The following is a 16,396-nucleotide window of genomic DNA, read 5'->3' on the forward strand; positions in this document are numbered from 1 at the left end:
CGTTATTTATTTCTACTGCTTTATTCTTACTACTGATAGGCGTTAGTCATTACCACTACCGCGACGTTGCAGTTGGTCACGCAAGTTTGGTGGTGTGCCTTTAATTGTCAGAGTATCCGTCACTGGGTCCCAAAAAATTCGCTCTCCCAACAACATTGCATCAAAGTTGATGGTCAACCCACCACCACTGCCAGCAAATTTTGTTAATTGACGCAATGTACCGCGATCTGCTGGGAAACTATCTTCCAATGCGTATCCCTGTTCCTGCGAAAATTGCTGGAAATTCTGCTCGCCTAATGGTGGCAATTCTTGGGACAACTCTTGTAGTTTAATCTCTTCACCGGCCTGTAACTGCTCATTACAATAGCTGTAAACCTGCTGGCGATAAGCCTGACGTTCATTTTTATCAATCTGGGCTGATTCGCAATAATCGTCCACCGCCTGCAATAGCCCCTTATTCTGCACTTTGGCATTCATGCCTTCACTAGCAGCCAAAAAATCCATAAAAAAGTCAGAAACCTTACGCCCTACCCGTCCTTTCAGAAAAGTCAGATAACGACTGGATTCGGGATTAGTTTCCCACTCAGTCAAGTCAATTCTCGCAACGATATCAGCATGAGGAATATCAAGATACTGCGTAGTGTTCACATCCAGCTCGTCATTGACAGACATGCTGTTGCAACTATTGAGAACCGAAATCAGTAAATATTCGACGGCCAGATATCGGTACTGGCAAAATAGCACCGTACCACCTTCCGCAAACGGATATTTTGTCAATTCATCTTTCAAGCGAACGGTTGCAGCACGGCTAAAACCGAGAAAGTCTTCATCTCCCTTACGTTGATGACGGAGTGATTCCGCCAGTTCACTTTCATCATTGAATAAACCATAGGCTTTGCTTTTTGCGCTATACACACGATGTAATTCAGCCATCATATCTTCTACGACCTGATTGGTGGTCAGCAAAGAATCACGCAGAATGACTTCAAGTGTTTGTTCATCACGTTTAATCAATCGGTGTAACGCGATCTGGGTGATTTCCAGACTCATTATTTATACTCCTTTTGCAGCTTTGACCGTTGGGCCTTGCGGTTAGCGGCGTATTCAAACACCGTTACCTTTCTGCTGCAACCAAAAAACCAAGTGATGGAAAAGTGTTCACAATGTAATGATCCACTCCTCTCATTTCAAATGGCAAAAATGATGCAACAGACTTCAGAATGGCAACAATTCACACAGTCGGGAAATTAATTTGTCATAAAAAAGCAGAAAATTGCCCTTCTATACGGTAGTATATAGGGCTTTGTATATTCAGGATCTTTGATTTATGCCACAGTCGTCTCGCTACAGCGATGAAAAAGTTGAACATTTATTAGCTGAATTGGTAAATGTTTTCGAGAAAAACCATACGCCTACTGATTTATCCCTGATGATCTTGGGCAATATGGTAACGAATTTAATCAATACGAGCATTGCTCCTGCACAGCGCAGGCACATCGCAGACTCGTTTGCACGCGCGTTACAGTCCTCGATTAATGAAGACAAAGCGCATTAATTTTTCATTAAAACCTTAACGTAAAAAATATGGTGACTAGTCGTCAGCATTACCGCGAAAAAGTTTCTCAGATGATCAGCTGGGGGCACTGGTTTGCACTGTTCAATATTATGTTCAGTCTTGTGCTGGGCAGTCGCTATTTATTTGCGTCTGACTGGCCGGGTTCACTGTTTGGTCGCATTTATGCGCTACTCAGTTGGCTCGGTCATTTCAGTTTCATTGTCTTTGCTATTTACTTACTTATTTTATTTCCGCTGACGTTTATTGTGATGTCACAGCGGTTATTGAGGTTTCTTTCCGCTGCACTGGCCACAGCAGGGCTAACCCTGCTGATATTAGATTCCTCTATCTATATTCGCTTTCACCTGCACCTGACACCGTTGGTTTGGGACTTAGTCACCAACCCAGACCAAGGTGAGCTGACAAGGGAATGGCAACTGATGTTCATCTGCATACCGGCTATTTTTCTGGTGCAGATGCTATTTGGCACATGGAGTTGGCAAAAATTACGTAGCCTGAATCGTCAACGGTTTGGTAAGCCATTGGCGGCGGTATTTATTATAGCTTTTATCGCTTCCCATTTGATGTATATCTGGGCAGATGCCAACTTCTACCGCTCAATTACCATGCAGCGTTCAAATTTACCACTGTCTTATCCAATGACAGCACGCAAATTCCTTGAAAAACACGGATTACTGGATCAACAAGAATACCAGCGCCGTATGAATCAACAAGGAAACCCGGCTGCCCTATCCGTTGAATATCCACTGAATGGCTTATCCTATCAAGATAACAAGCAAGGTTATAATTTACTGTTGCTAGTTGTAGATGGTCTGGATAACAAAGACATTACCAACGCCATGCCGTCCCTTGAGCGCTTTACTCAGAACAATATCCAATTTACACAGCACTTCAGTACTGGCATTCAAAACGATACTGCATTGTTTGGATTATTCTATGGCATATCATCAGGCTATCTAGATGGTATTCTTAATAGTAGAAAATCCTCAGCACTTCTTGATGCACTGACTCACCAGAGGTATCAATTTGGTCTGTTCTCTTCGGATGGGTTCCAAACACCTCTTTACCGCCAGGCTCTTTTGACCGATTATTCATTCCCTGTCCCAACCAAGAAAGATGATAGCCTAACTGTGACAAAATGGCGTCAGTGGCTGGATCTTAATCATGGCACTACCCCGTGGTTTTCATTTTTGGGCATTAATGGTTTTACACACTCAACGAGCCAATTTGACAAAAAAGCACTTGATACCGAAATCAATAATGTTTTAGAAACACTAACCAATAAAGGTATGTTGGATAAAACCATCGTGGTTATTACAGCCAAACACAGTGAATTGTCCGCGGGACACTCACCAAAATGGCTTACTGGCGATAAATTCAATCGTGAACAAATACATGTCCCACTCATCATTCACTGGCCGGGTACACCTGCACAGGTCATCAACAAGTTAACCAGTCATCAGGATGTCATGACTACCCTGATGCAACGTTTATTACATGTCAGTAATTCTCCAGATGATTATTCACAAGGTGAAGACCTCTTTACCGCTCAGAGAGATAACCCATGGTTAATCACGGGTGATGACGGCTCATTGATTGTCACAACGGCTACAAATACCATCTATCTTTCCAAGAACGGAGAATATTATCTGTATGATTTGGATGGTAATGAAATTCAAGGAGCCAAACCTAACCTCGCTCAGTTATTACAAATACTAACTGAGGTTAAACGATTTTTAGCAAACTAATCGTCGAAAAATCAAGCACTCACTAAATTAAGTGCTTGCTTTGAAAATAAAAAACGGTAGTATAGGAAAAGTCATCGGCATGTAGCGCAGCTTGGTAGCGCACCGTCATGGGGTGTCGGGGGTCGTAGGTTCAAATCCTATCATGCCGACCAAAATTCCCTAGAAAAGCCAACCTGTTAAGGTTGGTTTTTTTATGCTTCAAATTTGCTTGGTGTAAAACTGGTGTAAAATCCCACCTCAATATCTCCATTTTATCTCGCTGTTTTAGACTAAATTTCAAACACAAAACCACGCCCACCCACCAGCCCACTGATTACATTGATGAGATATCGGGATCTAACCACACCTAAAGAAAAACGTGAGATTGTGGAACGGTGGGAAAGAAAGCTACTGTCACTATAGGGCAGAAACCTGCTCTTTGACATATGGGGTATCTGCACACACAAAAGGTATTGTGATTTTCGCAATACCCAAGATGGGATATCACACCTTACGGCAACCGTGGTGATTTCCTCTATAGTTGAAATAAAAATGCCACCACGGAATGTGATGACATGGGAGTGTTGGTGGTGCACTGTTCAAGTAATCTTAACTACCTATATAGACAATATTGATACATTAACAATAAGGTACGAAGCTTTATGAACTTCAATACTAAAGTAAGAATATTTACTCCGATATATTTGGTAATTGCATGCGCTCTTGCTCTACCAGTAATTGCGTTTATCAGTGATATGATCATGGGTGGTGTTGCAATTGATTTAATAAAAAAAGAATACACTTTTTACGAATTCATTCTATTCAGATGGTGGCTATACACCAAGCTTGCAGCAATTGGTGCAGTGCTAGGCTTTGTCTTTTGGTTCATCGAATACAGAAAATACCGATACCACGATGAGTTAGATAAATACTTCAAGCGCTGACTTGAATACCACCTCAAATCACCTGCTTTGAGATGATAATGCCCCCGATTTTAAATCTGGAAAATTAGCCACCTTTCGGCGGGTTTATTGGTCGAAAATTTGACTGATTCGGAATGAGCGAAAGATTTAGCTGATATTTAACGCCTTGTATGCCCATTTCTTCCACTGCCTCCGTTTCAACCGGAAGCGTGCCTGTACCATGCCGGAGATACTATCTATCAAAAGGTTAAAAGGTGAGAAATCCCACCTTTATACTTTTATGAAGTTCCCACTTTTTAACCTCTTGGGGTGTCATATTGTTTTTTAATACCACTAGGTTATTATAACCAGAGTTTAAATGAGGTATTAAAATGAAAAAATTGATTTTTTTATTAGCTGGGATTGTTTTGTTGTCTGGGTGTGCTGAATTCGAAAGGGTTGATGCTTTACTGACTGAAAAGAAAGCTGCCACTACAGACGTTCAAAAATTTAACTATTTGATGCAAGTTTCAAAAGGGCAAACTTACATCTATGAACACTCATCCACAGAACCCGAAACTTTTGAAAGTATTAGAGATAGATACTTTAAAGAGGCTGGGTTAACGGAAGAACCAAAAATTGTCAAAAAAGATTTAGTTTATAAATGCTTTAATAAAAAAACTTACCCATATGAAGATTTTGAGTGTGTATATAAATTTTACTCAAAAGAGATAGATATAGAAAAATCCGTCAATGAGGCTAATGATAGTGCAGCCAGATTGCACCAAATCAGAATGGAAGATGCCCACAATATAGCCAAAACCGTAACCGAAGAAGGTGGGGCAGAATTCACAGAAGTAAATATAGGTAGATTCTGTCGTGCATCATCCAGAGTGGTTGCAACTGCTTATGCAAGCGTTGTAAATACTTATCATATTTATGATCTCGAAGCCGATAAGATTATGCTTCTTGGTCTTACGGATAAAGCTTTTGTACGCCTTAAGAAAAAAGTGACCTCAGATAAGCGAGGTATTGCTATGGTGCGTAACAATCCTCAAGATCAAGAAATAGTTTATGAAGCATATGATATGCTTTGTCACGCAAACCCAAAATCATATATTCTGAATTATAAGAAAATATTTCGTTGATTATAACTCTCATCTAAATCTTCAAACACATCAATAATTTTTAACCCGCAACCTCCTGCGGGTTAAAAATTCCTTACTCTGCCTGTTTACCCACTTCAACACCATTCACCGCCTTCTGCCTCAAATTCCAAACAGAATCCTCCGGCATCTGGACACGTACGTCTAACCGGGTGCCTGCGGGCAAATCACAGGCCTCATCATCGGTGTAGTGCGTCTGCTCATCCTGTGACTTAATGCGCCTGTTCTGTAACCGGGCAGGCATATGCGCGTTCTGTCGGTGCGTCACCCTGATTTCAATAGCCCCATCCGGCAGCACCTTATCATCGACATACACTAACTCATTGCCGTTGACGTCACGGGGAACACTGATACCGCCATGAACACCCCATGCACCGTCTGAGTTATAGCCAAGGACGCCGGATAGTTTGTAGTGGCCGAGGCCGAGTTTGGTTAACCGCACCTCTCCTACTTCCCTTTTAACCTGTTCTAATAATTCAATTTCTGTCCCGTGGGTTGCCTGCCAACTTTTCGGATCAGCATGAAAACCCGTGGGATAACATGCCCGGTGAGACGAGGACAAAGCGGCAGAACGCTGAGGTGAGCGGCGCGTTGTGCCATTCCCTGTCCGGTTCTCACATGATGAATGTCCGCTGGAGACATCCCCATCCCCTGATTCCTGCAGGCAATACAGCCCAGCGAAGCCACATCTGACAGCCACTGTTTTTCATTTCTGGTCATTGGTCTTGCTTCTTGCTCACACAAAATCAAATAACTGAGCAGCGGCATTTTCAGCTGCGTCTTTGGTAGGGAAGTTGCGGTATAAGATGAAATTCCACAGCACATTCAGTGTGGATTGATAGAGGGACTGAAATTCCAGTTCATCCATTTTGGCGAAGCTGACTGAACGGAGTTCACGGTACAGGCGGCCATCCGGCATTTCGTAGGTGTCATAGTGGCCGGACTCGACTATTATCCAACGTCTAAAGGCATCAAAGTATTTAGTGGCCGTGATGTTATGGGCACGGTTTTTGGATAAGCCCGCAAGGTATTCATCCTCAGCGGATTGTAAGGCATCTTCTCTACCAGCAAAGTGAGCCAGAAATTGTACGTAACCGCGCACAATGGCTTTTTCTTCCGGGGAAATCGTGCCACCAACCGGTTCCCAGTATTCAAAACCGAGATTCAGCAGGGCAAAGTATTTGCGGTGGAAACGAGGATTACGGACTTTCTTAAAATCAGCTTGCAGCACATCACTACATTTGATTTTCGAATGCAGGTATTCTCTGGTCGCTGGAGTAGCAGGCCGTAGGGTGTCGTTGGAAATTTTGATAAAACTATGCTGCGCCATTCTTGATCCCTTAAGGTAATGGCACAGCAGCGTATGTTTAGGTTCGGATGTTCAGGCCGATGCGAATAGAATAACAGGTGTTAGCGTGAATACCCAACTTTACTTTCTATTGAATAAGTTAACGACATTTGTATCTTGCCGTACAGAAGATACATTCACATTCATACTATTCTTTAATTGTATTCGGGATTGAAAATCAAGTATCGGTGACTCTGACAAAAAACCTTTAGGCACTGAACATAAATCCTCCAAATCACCTTTAGGGAAACCAAATTCCTCAAGAAATGTTTTTTTATTAAATGTTCCAGAATCCAGTAATAAATTCAGGCATCGAGGTAATAAGCGAACCAATTCTGGTTTTCTAAGCTCATCAAGCGGCTCTCCTTTTCTCCACCCTCTGGCCGAAATACTTTTATACAATCTTTGATATTCCAAAGGTGATATTAACTCCAAATTCCGTGCTCTCAAGATCATCGCTTGTGCAGACATTCCCCAACGACTTTTTAACGCTAAAAAGTTCTCTAATGTCGGGTAAGGCGGAAGCTCCACAGAAAAAGATTCTTCCGGCAACATGAAGCACGATGCAAACATATGTGCCTGTTCTTCTATCGGGGTAAAGTTAATATGATCAAACTTATTAATATATCGATGTAAAACAATATGACCTAACTCATGTGCAGCATCAAACCGACTGCGATAATAATTATCTTTGTCACTTGCTAATATTACGTAAGGTCTATTTTCTACGTCATTCCATTGAGAATAGCCATCCATGACAGTGCTACCCTGTTCAAATCGAGAGCAAACGACGCCTGCATTTTCCATTACGAGTAACAAATCATCTATCGGGGCAATACCTAATCCCCACGCTTTCCTGCATTCAAAAGCCATTCTTTCAATTAACTGATCATCTATTGCTCTGTAATCCCTGACATCGAGATGAGGAATGTCAACATCCGGATAATCAAGATATTCTTGCATCTTAAATGATAGTTCTTGAAACCACCCCATGTATCGTTCTGCAGAAATACATAAGTCTTTTGCTGTGCTTGAAAGTGTTCGAAAGAATACTGGTTTCTTTTCATACTTGATAACAGGCTTTGTAAACCAACCCACTGGGCAATTCAGCACTCGACTTAAGCTGTGCAGTATTTCTGCATCCGGGGAATGGTTACCGTTCTCCCATTTAGTCACCGTTGATGGAGAACGCTCCACTAACTTACCCAGGCTAATTTTAGATAACCCTCTAGCCTCTCTCATCTGTGTCAGCCTTGCGGGTTGGAAACCAGAAATTCCCACTCTCATAATGTCTCACCTATTTACTTTCCTGATCCTTCAGGCGCTGTTTAAGCTTAGGTACGACCATATCAGGAATAACTACCTTCTTCTCTCCGGTGTAGAGCATTAAAAGCTCCGTGACAGATTTATCGTAGTGATAACCTTTCATGTCAGTGAAAGGAACCACTATCCTCAAATCCATCATGCTGACCTGAGACTCATGATATGGAGGGTTAATATTTATTAACAACATACCTAACGTATTAATGTCACTATGCTTACTATCAGTTTCCTTAAAAAGATCCGGCGTATAGCCTTCGAGCTCTTCATTTAATTGAGCTATTAAAGAACGATGTTTAGCTTTTCTTACGCGGGGTTCATCATGATTGATCCCGATCCGGCTAATTTTAACACCTTCTGACTCAATAATAATGTAACTCTCCCCTTTAGGCAGGGCAATCGCATCTAAAATTCATTGACAATGGTTTAATTTCATGTCGTTATGCAGCTTTTAAATCCATCCTTATGTCCTCTGTCAGCCCTTTGTTACAGCATTTTGCCTCACTTGAAGATCCCCGAGTTCAACGAACTCAGTTGCATAGTTTGGAAAATATCCTGACTATCGCCATCTGCGCTGTGATTTGTGGCGCTGAAGGTTGGGTCGAAATTGAAGAGTTTGGCGAATCTAAACAGGATTTCTTTACCCAACTGCTTGATCTCACTAATGGCATCCCCTCTCACGATACCTTTGGTCGTGTCTTTGCTGCACTTGATGCGCAGGCTTTTGCCGACTGTTTCACCTCCTGGATATCTACGCTGGCACAAGGAGTTGATCAGGGTATCATCGCTATTGATGGCAAAACCATGCGCCGGTCACTCGATAAAGCCAACGGCAAGGCGGCAATCCATCTGGTCAGCGCCTTTGCCTGTACCAATCGCTTAGTTCTGGGACAAGTGAAAGTGGAGAGTAAATCCAATGAAATCACCGCTATTCCTGAGTTACTTCGACGATTGGTTTTGTCTGGAAGTCTGGTGACTATCGATGCCATGGGATGCCAGAAAGCGATTGCTCATCAATTACATGAAGCGGGCGCGGATTACGTACTGAGCCTGAAAGAAAATCATCCCGGCCCGTATAATGATGTCAGCCATTATTTCGATTATGTCTCATCCCAACCGGAGCGCCTGAGCGAATATGAAGACGTGGATGCCGGACATGGCCGCATTGAGCGACGCACAGTACAAATGACCCATGTTGATTGGTTGCCGGAAAAGGCGTGCTGGTGTGGTTTACACAGCATAATACGGGTGATCCGCGAACGCTATGTAGGAAATGAAGTGAGCCGGGAGAGCTGTTATTTTATCAGCACTTTACGTCCGACAGAGGCTCAACGGGCAGCGACAGCGATCCGCAGTCACTGGCAAATAGAAACGCAACTCCATTGGTGTCTGGATATTGCTTTTAATGAAGATCAGCAGCGGATGCGGGAAGGCAATGCAGCCGCCAATATGGCATTACTCAATAAAATCGCGTTGAATTTACTGCGCTTAGCTCCCACCAAAGCGGGAATTAAAGCACGCCGTAAACGGGCTGGTTGGGATGGTGAATATCTACTTACAGTACTGGGCAAAGCGCATCAAATTTAGATGCGATTGCCTTGCCGTCTGAATCCACAGCACGGTAAAGGTAACTCCATTTCCCTTTGATTTTGATAGAGGTTTCGTCCATTTGCCACCGACGCCCAACAGCAGGCTTGCTCCGTCGATAGCGTTTGACCATCAACGGGATCAGACGATGAACCCAGCGGGAGAGCGTGAAATGATCGACGGTTATCCCCCGCTCAGCTAGCATTTCCTCCAGGTCACGCAGGCTCAGTGCATAGGCCAGATACCAGCGAACACACTGAACGATGATATTAACAGGGTAGTGCAGGCGTTTGAATGCTTTTCGGATAAGGGACATCGGTGAATCACTCAACAAAAAAACGGCATGATACCCGGACACTGCTTAATACGACAGAACCTACACATGGACGATTTCTTATTGCTGCATAATAGAAACCATTCTGATGCTACTACCGTAATAAATGCTATTTCATGATACTTTCCTCGTGTCTCAAAAAAAGGCCCAGCCAAAAATGGCTGAGTCTTCAGTAAAGTTTTATTAAGATTATGCTCTACATGGCGCTTTTCGCCTGCTGAACGATATCAATTACTGGTTGTGGCCAAATGCCGAGGATCAACACCAGCAACCCAGAGATCAACACAACAATCCCACCTGAAGTCAACGCCCAGTTGCTTGGCGTATCGCGATTCAGTGTCTTCGGTGCAGGCAGATACAGACTAACCATCACGCGCAAATAGTAGTAAAGACCAATGGCACTGCCCAGCACGACAGCCCCCGTCAGCCACCATAATTTTGCTTCTACCGCCGTAGCGATAACATAGAATTTACCGATAAACCCGAATGTTAACGGTATTCCTGCCAGTGACAGCATTATGATGGTCATTACTGCCGACAGGATCGGTTTATGCCAGAACAGGCCACGGTATGAATACAGTGAGTCAGCATCTGGCCCTCGGTATGGACTGGACATCAGACTAACCACCCCAAATGCGCCGATGCTGGCAAACAGGTAACCCGCCAGATAAATACCCGCCGTTTCTTCTGCCAATGTGTGACTTCGGATGGCAACCAAAACCACCAGCAAGTAACCCAAGTGCGCAATCGATGAGTAACCGAGCAGACGCTTGATATTACTTTGTGTCAGTGCCAGCAAGTTACCAAACAGAATGGAAGCAATTGCCATCACGGTCAGCACAATGCGCAGCGTTTCACTTTCAGCCACAGGTGCTTCGAGGAATAAACGCATTATCACCGCAAAAATAGCGACTTTGCTGGCCGTCGCCAGAAAAGTCGATACAGGTGCCGGGGCGCCTTGATAAACGTCAGGTGTCCAAAGTTGGAAAGGTACGAGAGAAAGTTTGAAACCCACCCCCACCAGCATCATTCCCAGCCCTGCCAAGATCAGCGGCTCATGCAGTTGACTGTCACTCAGGTTTCTACCCAGTGACGCAAAGGACAAGTCACCTGATTCTGCGTACAACAGTGCAATACCGAATAGTAGAAACGAAGATGCTGCTGCGGACAGCAGCATATATTTAATACTCGCTTCCAGTGAACGTTTCTGGCGGTACGCATAACCAATCAAGCCGAATAATGGCAGAGTAATTAATTCAATGCCGATAAACAGTGATGCCATATGGTTAGCAGAAGAAAGCAGAATTCCTCCGACAGCTGCAATCAGCACCAACAGGTAAAATTCTTCTTTATTATCGGGATAATTCTCCAGCCATGAGTAAGCAAATGTGGTCGTTGCGAGGCTCGCAATCAACACAAGGCTGGTATAAAACATTGCAAATCTATCCACATGAATCAGTGGCGTGACATCCATCGGCTCCTGCTGTCCAACAAAATAGAGAGAAAGCAGGGCTAGATTCAGACCAATTACCGTTAAGGTGAAATTGATCAAATGATCGCGTCGCCACGCAATGGACAGCATCACAACCACCACCGTCAATCCGACGATCAATAGCGGCAACAGTGCGATCAATTGTTCAGAAGTTATTGTCATGGCGAGTTACGGCCTTGTAGTTAAAAGTGAAGCTGAATACCAATTTTGGATGTTACTCATCGCCGCCGCTGAGGTATCAAGGACAGGCTGCGGATAAACACCCACAATCACCAGCAAGACGACTAACAGTAGCAAAATGGAGATTTCACGCACATCCATCCGTTGTAGTGGCTTATCAGTTGTTGGTGTGCCGTAATACGCTTTCTGCATTAAATACAGTGCGTAGACGGATGCAAAAACTAAACCAAACACGGATACGGTAGTAATAAGGGTGAATTTGCTGAAACTACCGAACAGGATCATGAATTCACCAACAAAGTTACCGGTTCCCGGCATACCCAGTGTCGCTACAGCGAAAAACAGCGAGATCGCAGGCAACAATTGAATTTTTCCCCATAAACCGCCCATATTGCGCATATCGCGGGTATGCAGACGTTCATATAATTGTCCACACACGATAAACAGGCCAGCGGCTGACAGACCATGTGCAATCATCTGGATGACCGCCCCCTGATAAGCCAGTTGGCTGCCGGTGTAGATGGCAATAAGTACGAAACCCATGTGAGAAACACTGGTATAGGCAATCAGGCGTTTGATGTCAGTCTGGCTGAAAGCCATCCACGCACCGTAGAAGATACCAATGACACCCAGCCACATCGCAATCGGCGCAAATTCCGCAGAGGCTTGTGGAAACAGAGGCAAACTAAAACGCAACAGACCATACGCCGCTGTTTTCAACAAGATCCCCGCAAGGTCAACTGAACCTGCAGTCGGTGCCTGACTATGAGCATCCGGCAACCAGCCATGCAGAGGCACAACGGGCATTTTTACGGCAAATGCGATGAAGAAACCCAGCATCAGTAAGTATTGAACTGTATCTGACATCGGTGTATTCAGCAGTTTTTCATAGCTGAATGACCATTCTCCCGTTGCATCGTGATAAACGAAGGCTAATGCCAGAATCGAAATCAGCATTACCAGACCACTGGCTTGGGTATAGATGAAGAATTTCGTCGCTGCCGTAATACGGGTTTTGCCGCCTGAACCTCTGTGTCCCCACAGAGCGATCAGGAAATACATCGGCACCAGCATCATTTCCCAAAAGAAAAAGAACAGGAACAGGTCGATGGCAAGGAAGACCCCCATCACACCGCCAAGTATCCATAGCAAGTTCAGATGGAAGAATCCCTGATATGGCTGGTTTTCATTCCACGAACAGAGAATTGCCATCAAACCCAACAGTGCTGTCAAGACCACCATCAGCAGTGATAAACCATCCAAAGCCAGATGAATGGAGATGCCAAAGCGAGGTATCCACGGGATCAGAAATTCTGATTGCCACTGTGGAATGCCCTGTGGGTTGGTCAGCGTATAACCGCCCTGTAACCAAAGTTGCAGGGAAAGCAGCAGAGTCAGTCCCATCGCCAGAAGCGCTATCCAACGCGGCATACGGGTGCCGAAGCGCTCCGCCTGCCAGCATAGCAAGCCTCCGATGAAGGGTAGAAGAATTAGCCAAGGTAGTAGCATGGCGCAATGTGTCCCTTAATTAAATCAAAAGCAGCAGAGCCAAAACCAGCACTGCACCCAACCCCAAAGAGGCAGCGTACCAACGGACTTGTCCGTTCTCACTTAAGCTAAGTCCCTTATTGCCCCAACGTGACAATATGGCAGGAATATTCATCAGTGAGTTCAAAGGATCATTCTGTAATAGTTGAGTAATACCTTTGAATGGTTTCACGAATATCCAGTCATATAGTGCATCAAATCCCCATGCATGGAACCACCATGTGGATAAGAAACGCCCCGGTATACTGTTTGCAGTGGCCTTAACCACAGCACGTTTGCCCAGGTACAACGCTGCTGCCAGCAAGATACCGAAAACAGCGACCACACCAGAAACAATCTCCAATGTCAGTTTGTCATCATGCCCTGCCGTTGTACTTCTTTCCGGCAGAACTCCCGCCAACGGTGGCACAATCAGCGCTCCCACAAAAGTAGAGAGCACCAGCAGTACCGATAGAGGTAAAGTATGGGTAATCCCTTTGACTGGATGAGCCTTGGTATTTTCTTCACCGTGAAACACGATAAAGATCATGCGGAAGGTATACAGTGATGTCATCAAAGCACCGACAAGCCCTGCCAGCATCAGGTTCATATGACCATTCGCCAGTGCGCCCCACAGAATTTCATCTTTACTGTAGAAACCAGCAGTCAGAAGTGGCAGCGCTGACAGTGCCGAACCACCTACGATGAAGCAGAGATAAACAAACGGAATACGCTTACTCAAGCCACCCATTTTGAAGATATTCTGTTCGTGGTGACAAGCCAGAATCACGGAGCCAGAAGCAAGGAATAACAGTGCCTTGAAGAATGCGTGAGTCATCAGGTGGAAGATGGCGGCATCCCACGCCTGAACGCCCAGAGCCAGAAACATATAACCAATCTGACTCATGGTGGAATAGGCCAGCACACGTTTGATATCGGTCTGCACCAGCGCTGCAAAGCCTGCCAGCAGCAAGGTAATAGCCCCAATAGTACCAACCAGATGAAGAATATCCGGCGCCATCAGGAACAACGCATGGCTGCGGGCAATCAGGTAAACCCCGGCAGTAACCATAGTGGCCGCGTGGATCAAGGCAGAAACTGGTGTCGGACCTGCCATCGCATCTGCCAACCATGTTTGCAGTGGTAACTGAGCCGATTTACCCACAGCACCACCCAGAATCATCAAGGTTGCCCAAGTAATCGCCGTAGAGCCTGCTTCGATATGCTGCGGTGCCAATACCGCCAATTCGCGGAAACTCAATGTGCCAAGCTGGTCATAAAGGATGAACATCCCAATGGCAAGGAACACGTCACCTACGCGGGTTACGATGAAGGCTTTCATTGCCGCTGCACCATTGGCAGGCGTTTTATAGTAGAAACCGATCAGCAGATAACTACACAGCCCAACACCTTCCCAACCGAGGTACATCAGCAGCATGTTATCTGCCAGTACCAAAACCACCATACTGGCGATAAACAAATTGGTATAAGCGAAGAAACGGGAATAACCCTCTTCACCGCGCATGTACCATGAAGCATAAATATGGATCAGGAAACCAACGCCCGTCACGACACTCAGCATGGTCAGAGATAGCCCATCCAGTACCAGATTAACCGGAATATTGAAGTTATCTGCCTCCATCCAGTTCCACAATGTCTGGCTGTAAACCAGCCCCTCTGCCCCATTCTGGGCGTGGAAATCCATCCCGGCCCAGAGTGTGACTAATGCTGCCAGCCCAACAGAAGCACTCCCAATGATAGCTGACAGATTTTCAGACCAGCGGCCACGAGAGAATGCCAATAGTAAAAAACCCAGCAGTGGCAGTAGAATTGTTAAATAGAGTAGGTTCATCCGCGCATCTCACTGACTATATCAATATTCAGACTCTGGCGACGACGGTACAACTGTAGTAGCAGTGCCAGACCTATACTCGCCTCGGCGGCTGCCAGAGTAATGGCCAGAATGTACATCACCTGACCATCAGGCTGGAGCCAATAGCTGCCGGCAACAACAAACGCCAGAGCCGAAGCATTGATCATGATTTCCAGCCCGATCAGCATAAATAACAGATTGCGGCGGACAATCAGGCAAACAAAGCCCAATACAAACAAAATAGCCGCCAGAATCAGACCATGTTCTAAAGGTATCATTATTGATCCTCCGTACGATTACTGATCACTTCACCCTGACGATTTTCACGGCCAATGTGATAAGCCACTACCAGCCCTGCCAGCAGTAACAGTGATGCCAGTTCTACTGCCAGAACATAAGGCCCGAACAGGCTAATTCCCACTTCTTTGGCACTGACCACTTCACCGCTGATCTCAGCCGTTGGCAGGCTGCTGATAGCAAAGATCAACACAATCAGCAGCACAGCAGCCAGAATAGCCGGGCCGATCCAAACGCGGAGCTGCAACCATGCCCGTTCTTGCTCGACAACAGATTTACCGAGGTTGAGCATCATCACGACGAAGACAAACAACACCATGATCGCACCCGCGTAAACGATAATTTCCAGTGCGCCGGCAAAATATGCGCCCAGTGAAAAGAACACGACCGAAAGTGCCAACAGGGAAGTAATCAGGTACAGCAACGCATGTACTGAGTTAGTGTGCGTTATCACCCTGAGTGTAGCGAGGATGGCAACCAGCCCTGCGACATAAAATGTAAATTCCATGAATATCGCTCCTTACGGCAACAGGCTTTTAACATCGATAGGTTTAGCTTCATTGTCGGCTTCCCCTTTATCTTTGCCATCAATCGCCATGCCTGTCTTATGGTAAAAGTTATAATCAGGATATTTACCCGGTCCTGAAATCAGCAGATCTTCTTTTTCATATACGAGATCTTGACGCTTGAATTCACCCAATTCGAAATCCGGTGTCAACTGGATAGCGGTCGTCGGGCAAGCCTCTTCACACAGTCCGCAGAAAATGCAGCGCGAAAAGTTGATGCGGAAAAATTCAGGATACCATCGGCCATCTTTATGTTCGGCTTTTTGCAGTGAGATACATCCTACTGGACACACCGCCGCACACAAGTTACAGGCGACACAACGCTCTTCACCGTCAGGATCACGCGTCAGAACGATGCGCCCACGGTAACGGGGTGGCAAATAAACCGGCTCTTCCGGATACATTTTTGTTTCGCGTTTATGGAAGGCATGAAGCCCTATCATCCAAATACTGCGTACCTGGGTGGCGAAACCAACCACTAACTCTTTCAATGTCATGGTT

Annotated in this window: 15 protein-coding genes, 1 tRNA gene and 2 pseudogenes; 6 read left to right on the forward strand and 12 right to left on the reverse strand. The window is 45.2% G+C overall.

The annotated features are described in order from the left end of the window. Positions 1-42 precede the first annotated feature (42 nt). Positions 43-1,050: a nucleoid-associated protein YejK gene (gene yejK, locus XBJ1_RS12230; protein WP_012989295.1), complete on the reverse strand. Its 1,008-nt coding sequence runs from the start codon at positions 1,048-1,050 to the stop codon at positions 43-45. Between the two features lie 277 nt (positions 1,051-1,327). Between yejK and XBJ1_RS12235 the strand changes: the two genes are divergently transcribed. The 5 genes from XBJ1_RS12235 (at position 1,328) to XBJ1_RS12255 (ending at position 5,353) form a co-directional block, all read left to right on the forward strand. Further along, the gene (locus XBJ1_RS12235) at positions 1,328-1,555 is read left to right on the forward strand and encodes a YejL family protein (RefSeq protein ID WP_012989296.1); all 228 of its coding nucleotides are present in this window, start codon (positions 1,328-1,330) and stop codon (positions 1,553-1,555) included. Positions 1,556-1,584: 29 nt separating this feature from the next. Further along, on the forward strand, positions 1,585-3,324 hold the full coding sequence (gene yejM, locus XBJ1_RS12240) for an LPS biosynthesis-modulating metalloenzyme YejM (RefSeq protein WP_012989297.1): 1,740 nt from the start codon (positions 1,585-1,587) through the stop codon (positions 3,322-3,324). Between the two features lie 75 nt (positions 3,325-3,399). After that, positions 3,400-3,476, forward strand: a tRNA-Pro gene (locus tag XBJ1_RS12245). A 489-nt stretch (positions 3,477-3,965) separates the two neighbouring features. After that, complete coding sequence (locus XBJ1_RS12250) at positions 3,966-4,247, forward strand: hypothetical protein (protein ID WP_012989298.1); 282 nt, start codon at positions 3,966-3,968, stop codon at positions 4,245-4,247. A 350-nt stretch (positions 4,248-4,597) separates the two neighbouring features. Beyond that, positions 4,598-5,353 carry a hypothetical protein gene (locus tag XBJ1_RS12255; RefSeq protein ID WP_012989299.1) on the forward strand — a complete coding sequence of 252 codons (756 nt, stop codon included), beginning with the start codon at positions 4,598-4,600 and terminating at the stop codon, positions 5,351-5,353. Between the two features lie 442 nt (positions 5,354-5,795). On the opposite strand, the pseudogene XBJ1_RS22570 reads toward XBJ1_RS12255, so the two are convergent. The 4 genes and pseudogenes from XBJ1_RS22570 to XBJ1_RS21510 all read right to left on the reverse strand — a co-directional run. Then, positions 5,796-6,091 (reverse strand): annotated as a pseudogene (locus XBJ1_RS22570) (Ref family recombination enhancement nuclease); the annotation flags it as partial. A gap of 16 nt (positions 6,092-6,107) precedes the next feature. Further along, entirely contained in the window at positions 6,108-6,701 is a 594-nt protein-coding gene (locus tag XBJ1_RS12265; protein ID WP_012989302.1) for a DUF1367 family protein, read from the reverse strand. A gap of 99 nt (positions 6,702-6,800) precedes the next feature. Beyond that, positions 6,801-8,006: a helix-turn-helix domain-containing protein gene (locus XBJ1_RS12270; RefSeq protein WP_038199038.1), complete on the reverse strand. Its 1,206-nt coding sequence runs from the start codon at positions 8,004-8,006 to the stop codon at positions 6,801-6,803. Positions 8,007-8,016: 10 nt separating this feature from the next. Beyond that, a complete protein-coding gene (locus tag XBJ1_RS21510) occupies positions 8,017-8,232 on the reverse strand; it encodes a hypothetical protein (RefSeq protein WP_012989303.1) in 216 nt (71 codons plus the stop codon). Positions 8,233-8,504: 272 nt separating this feature from the next. Here XBJ1_RS21510 and XBJ1_RS12280 point away from each other — a divergent pair, with 272 nt between their 5' ends. After that, a complete protein-coding gene (locus XBJ1_RS12280; protein ID WP_012989028.1) occupies positions 8,505-9,626 on the forward strand; it encodes an ISAs1 family transposase in 1,122 nt (373 codons plus the stop codon). A 4-nt stretch (positions 9,627-9,630) separates the two neighbouring features. Here XBJ1_RS12280 and XBJ1_RS12285 read toward each other — a convergent pair. From XBJ1_RS12285 to nuoI, 7 genes and pseudogenes are all read right to left on the reverse strand, one after another. After that, positions 9,631-9,942 (reverse strand): annotated as a pseudogene (locus XBJ1_RS12285) (IS6 family transposase); the annotation flags it as partial. A gap of 214 nt (positions 9,943-10,156) precedes the next feature. After that, the gene (gene nuoN / locus XBJ1_RS12290; RefSeq protein WP_012989305.1) at positions 10,157-11,614 is read right to left on the reverse strand and encodes an NADH-quinone oxidoreductase subunit NuoN; all 1,458 of its coding nucleotides are present in this window, start codon (positions 11,612-11,614) and stop codon (positions 10,157-10,159) included. Between the two features lie 6 nt (positions 11,615-11,620). After that, a complete protein-coding gene (nuoM, locus tag XBJ1_RS12295) occupies positions 11,621-13,141 on the reverse strand; it encodes an NADH-quinone oxidoreductase subunit M (RefSeq protein ID WP_012989306.1) in 1,521 nt (506 codons plus the stop codon). A 19-nt stretch (positions 13,142-13,160) separates the two neighbouring features. Beyond that, positions 13,161-15,011, reverse strand: a complete 1,851-nt coding sequence (nuoL, locus tag XBJ1_RS12300; protein WP_012989307.1) for an NADH-quinone oxidoreductase subunit L — start codon at positions 15,009-15,011, stop codon at positions 13,161-13,163. After that, complete coding sequence (nuoK, locus tag XBJ1_RS12305; protein ID WP_012989308.1) at positions 15,008-15,310, reverse strand: NADH-quinone oxidoreductase subunit NuoK; 303 nt, start codon at positions 15,308-15,310, stop codon at positions 15,008-15,010. The genes nuoL and nuoK overlap by 4 nt, the downstream gene beginning before the upstream one ends. Continuing rightward, positions 15,310-15,837 (reverse strand): NADH-quinone oxidoreductase subunit J, encoded by a 528-nt coding sequence (gene nuoJ, locus XBJ1_RS12310; RefSeq protein WP_012989309.1) that lies wholly within the window; start codon positions 15,835-15,837, stop codon positions 15,310-15,312. Before nuoJ ends, nuoK begins: the two co-directional genes overlap by 1 nt. Before the next feature lie 12 nt (positions 15,838-15,849). Next, positions 15,850-16,392 (reverse strand): NADH-quinone oxidoreductase subunit NuoI, encoded by a 543-nt coding sequence (nuoI, locus tag XBJ1_RS12315; RefSeq protein ID WP_012989310.1) that lies wholly within the window; start codon positions 16,390-16,392, stop codon positions 15,850-15,852. Positions 16,393-16,396 lie beyond the last annotated feature (4 nt).

Source organism: Xenorhabdus bovienii SS-2004, assembly GCF_000027225.1.
Lineage (GTDB): Bacteria > Pseudomonadota > Gammaproteobacteria > Enterobacterales > Enterobacteriaceae > Xenorhabdus > Xenorhabdus bovienii_C.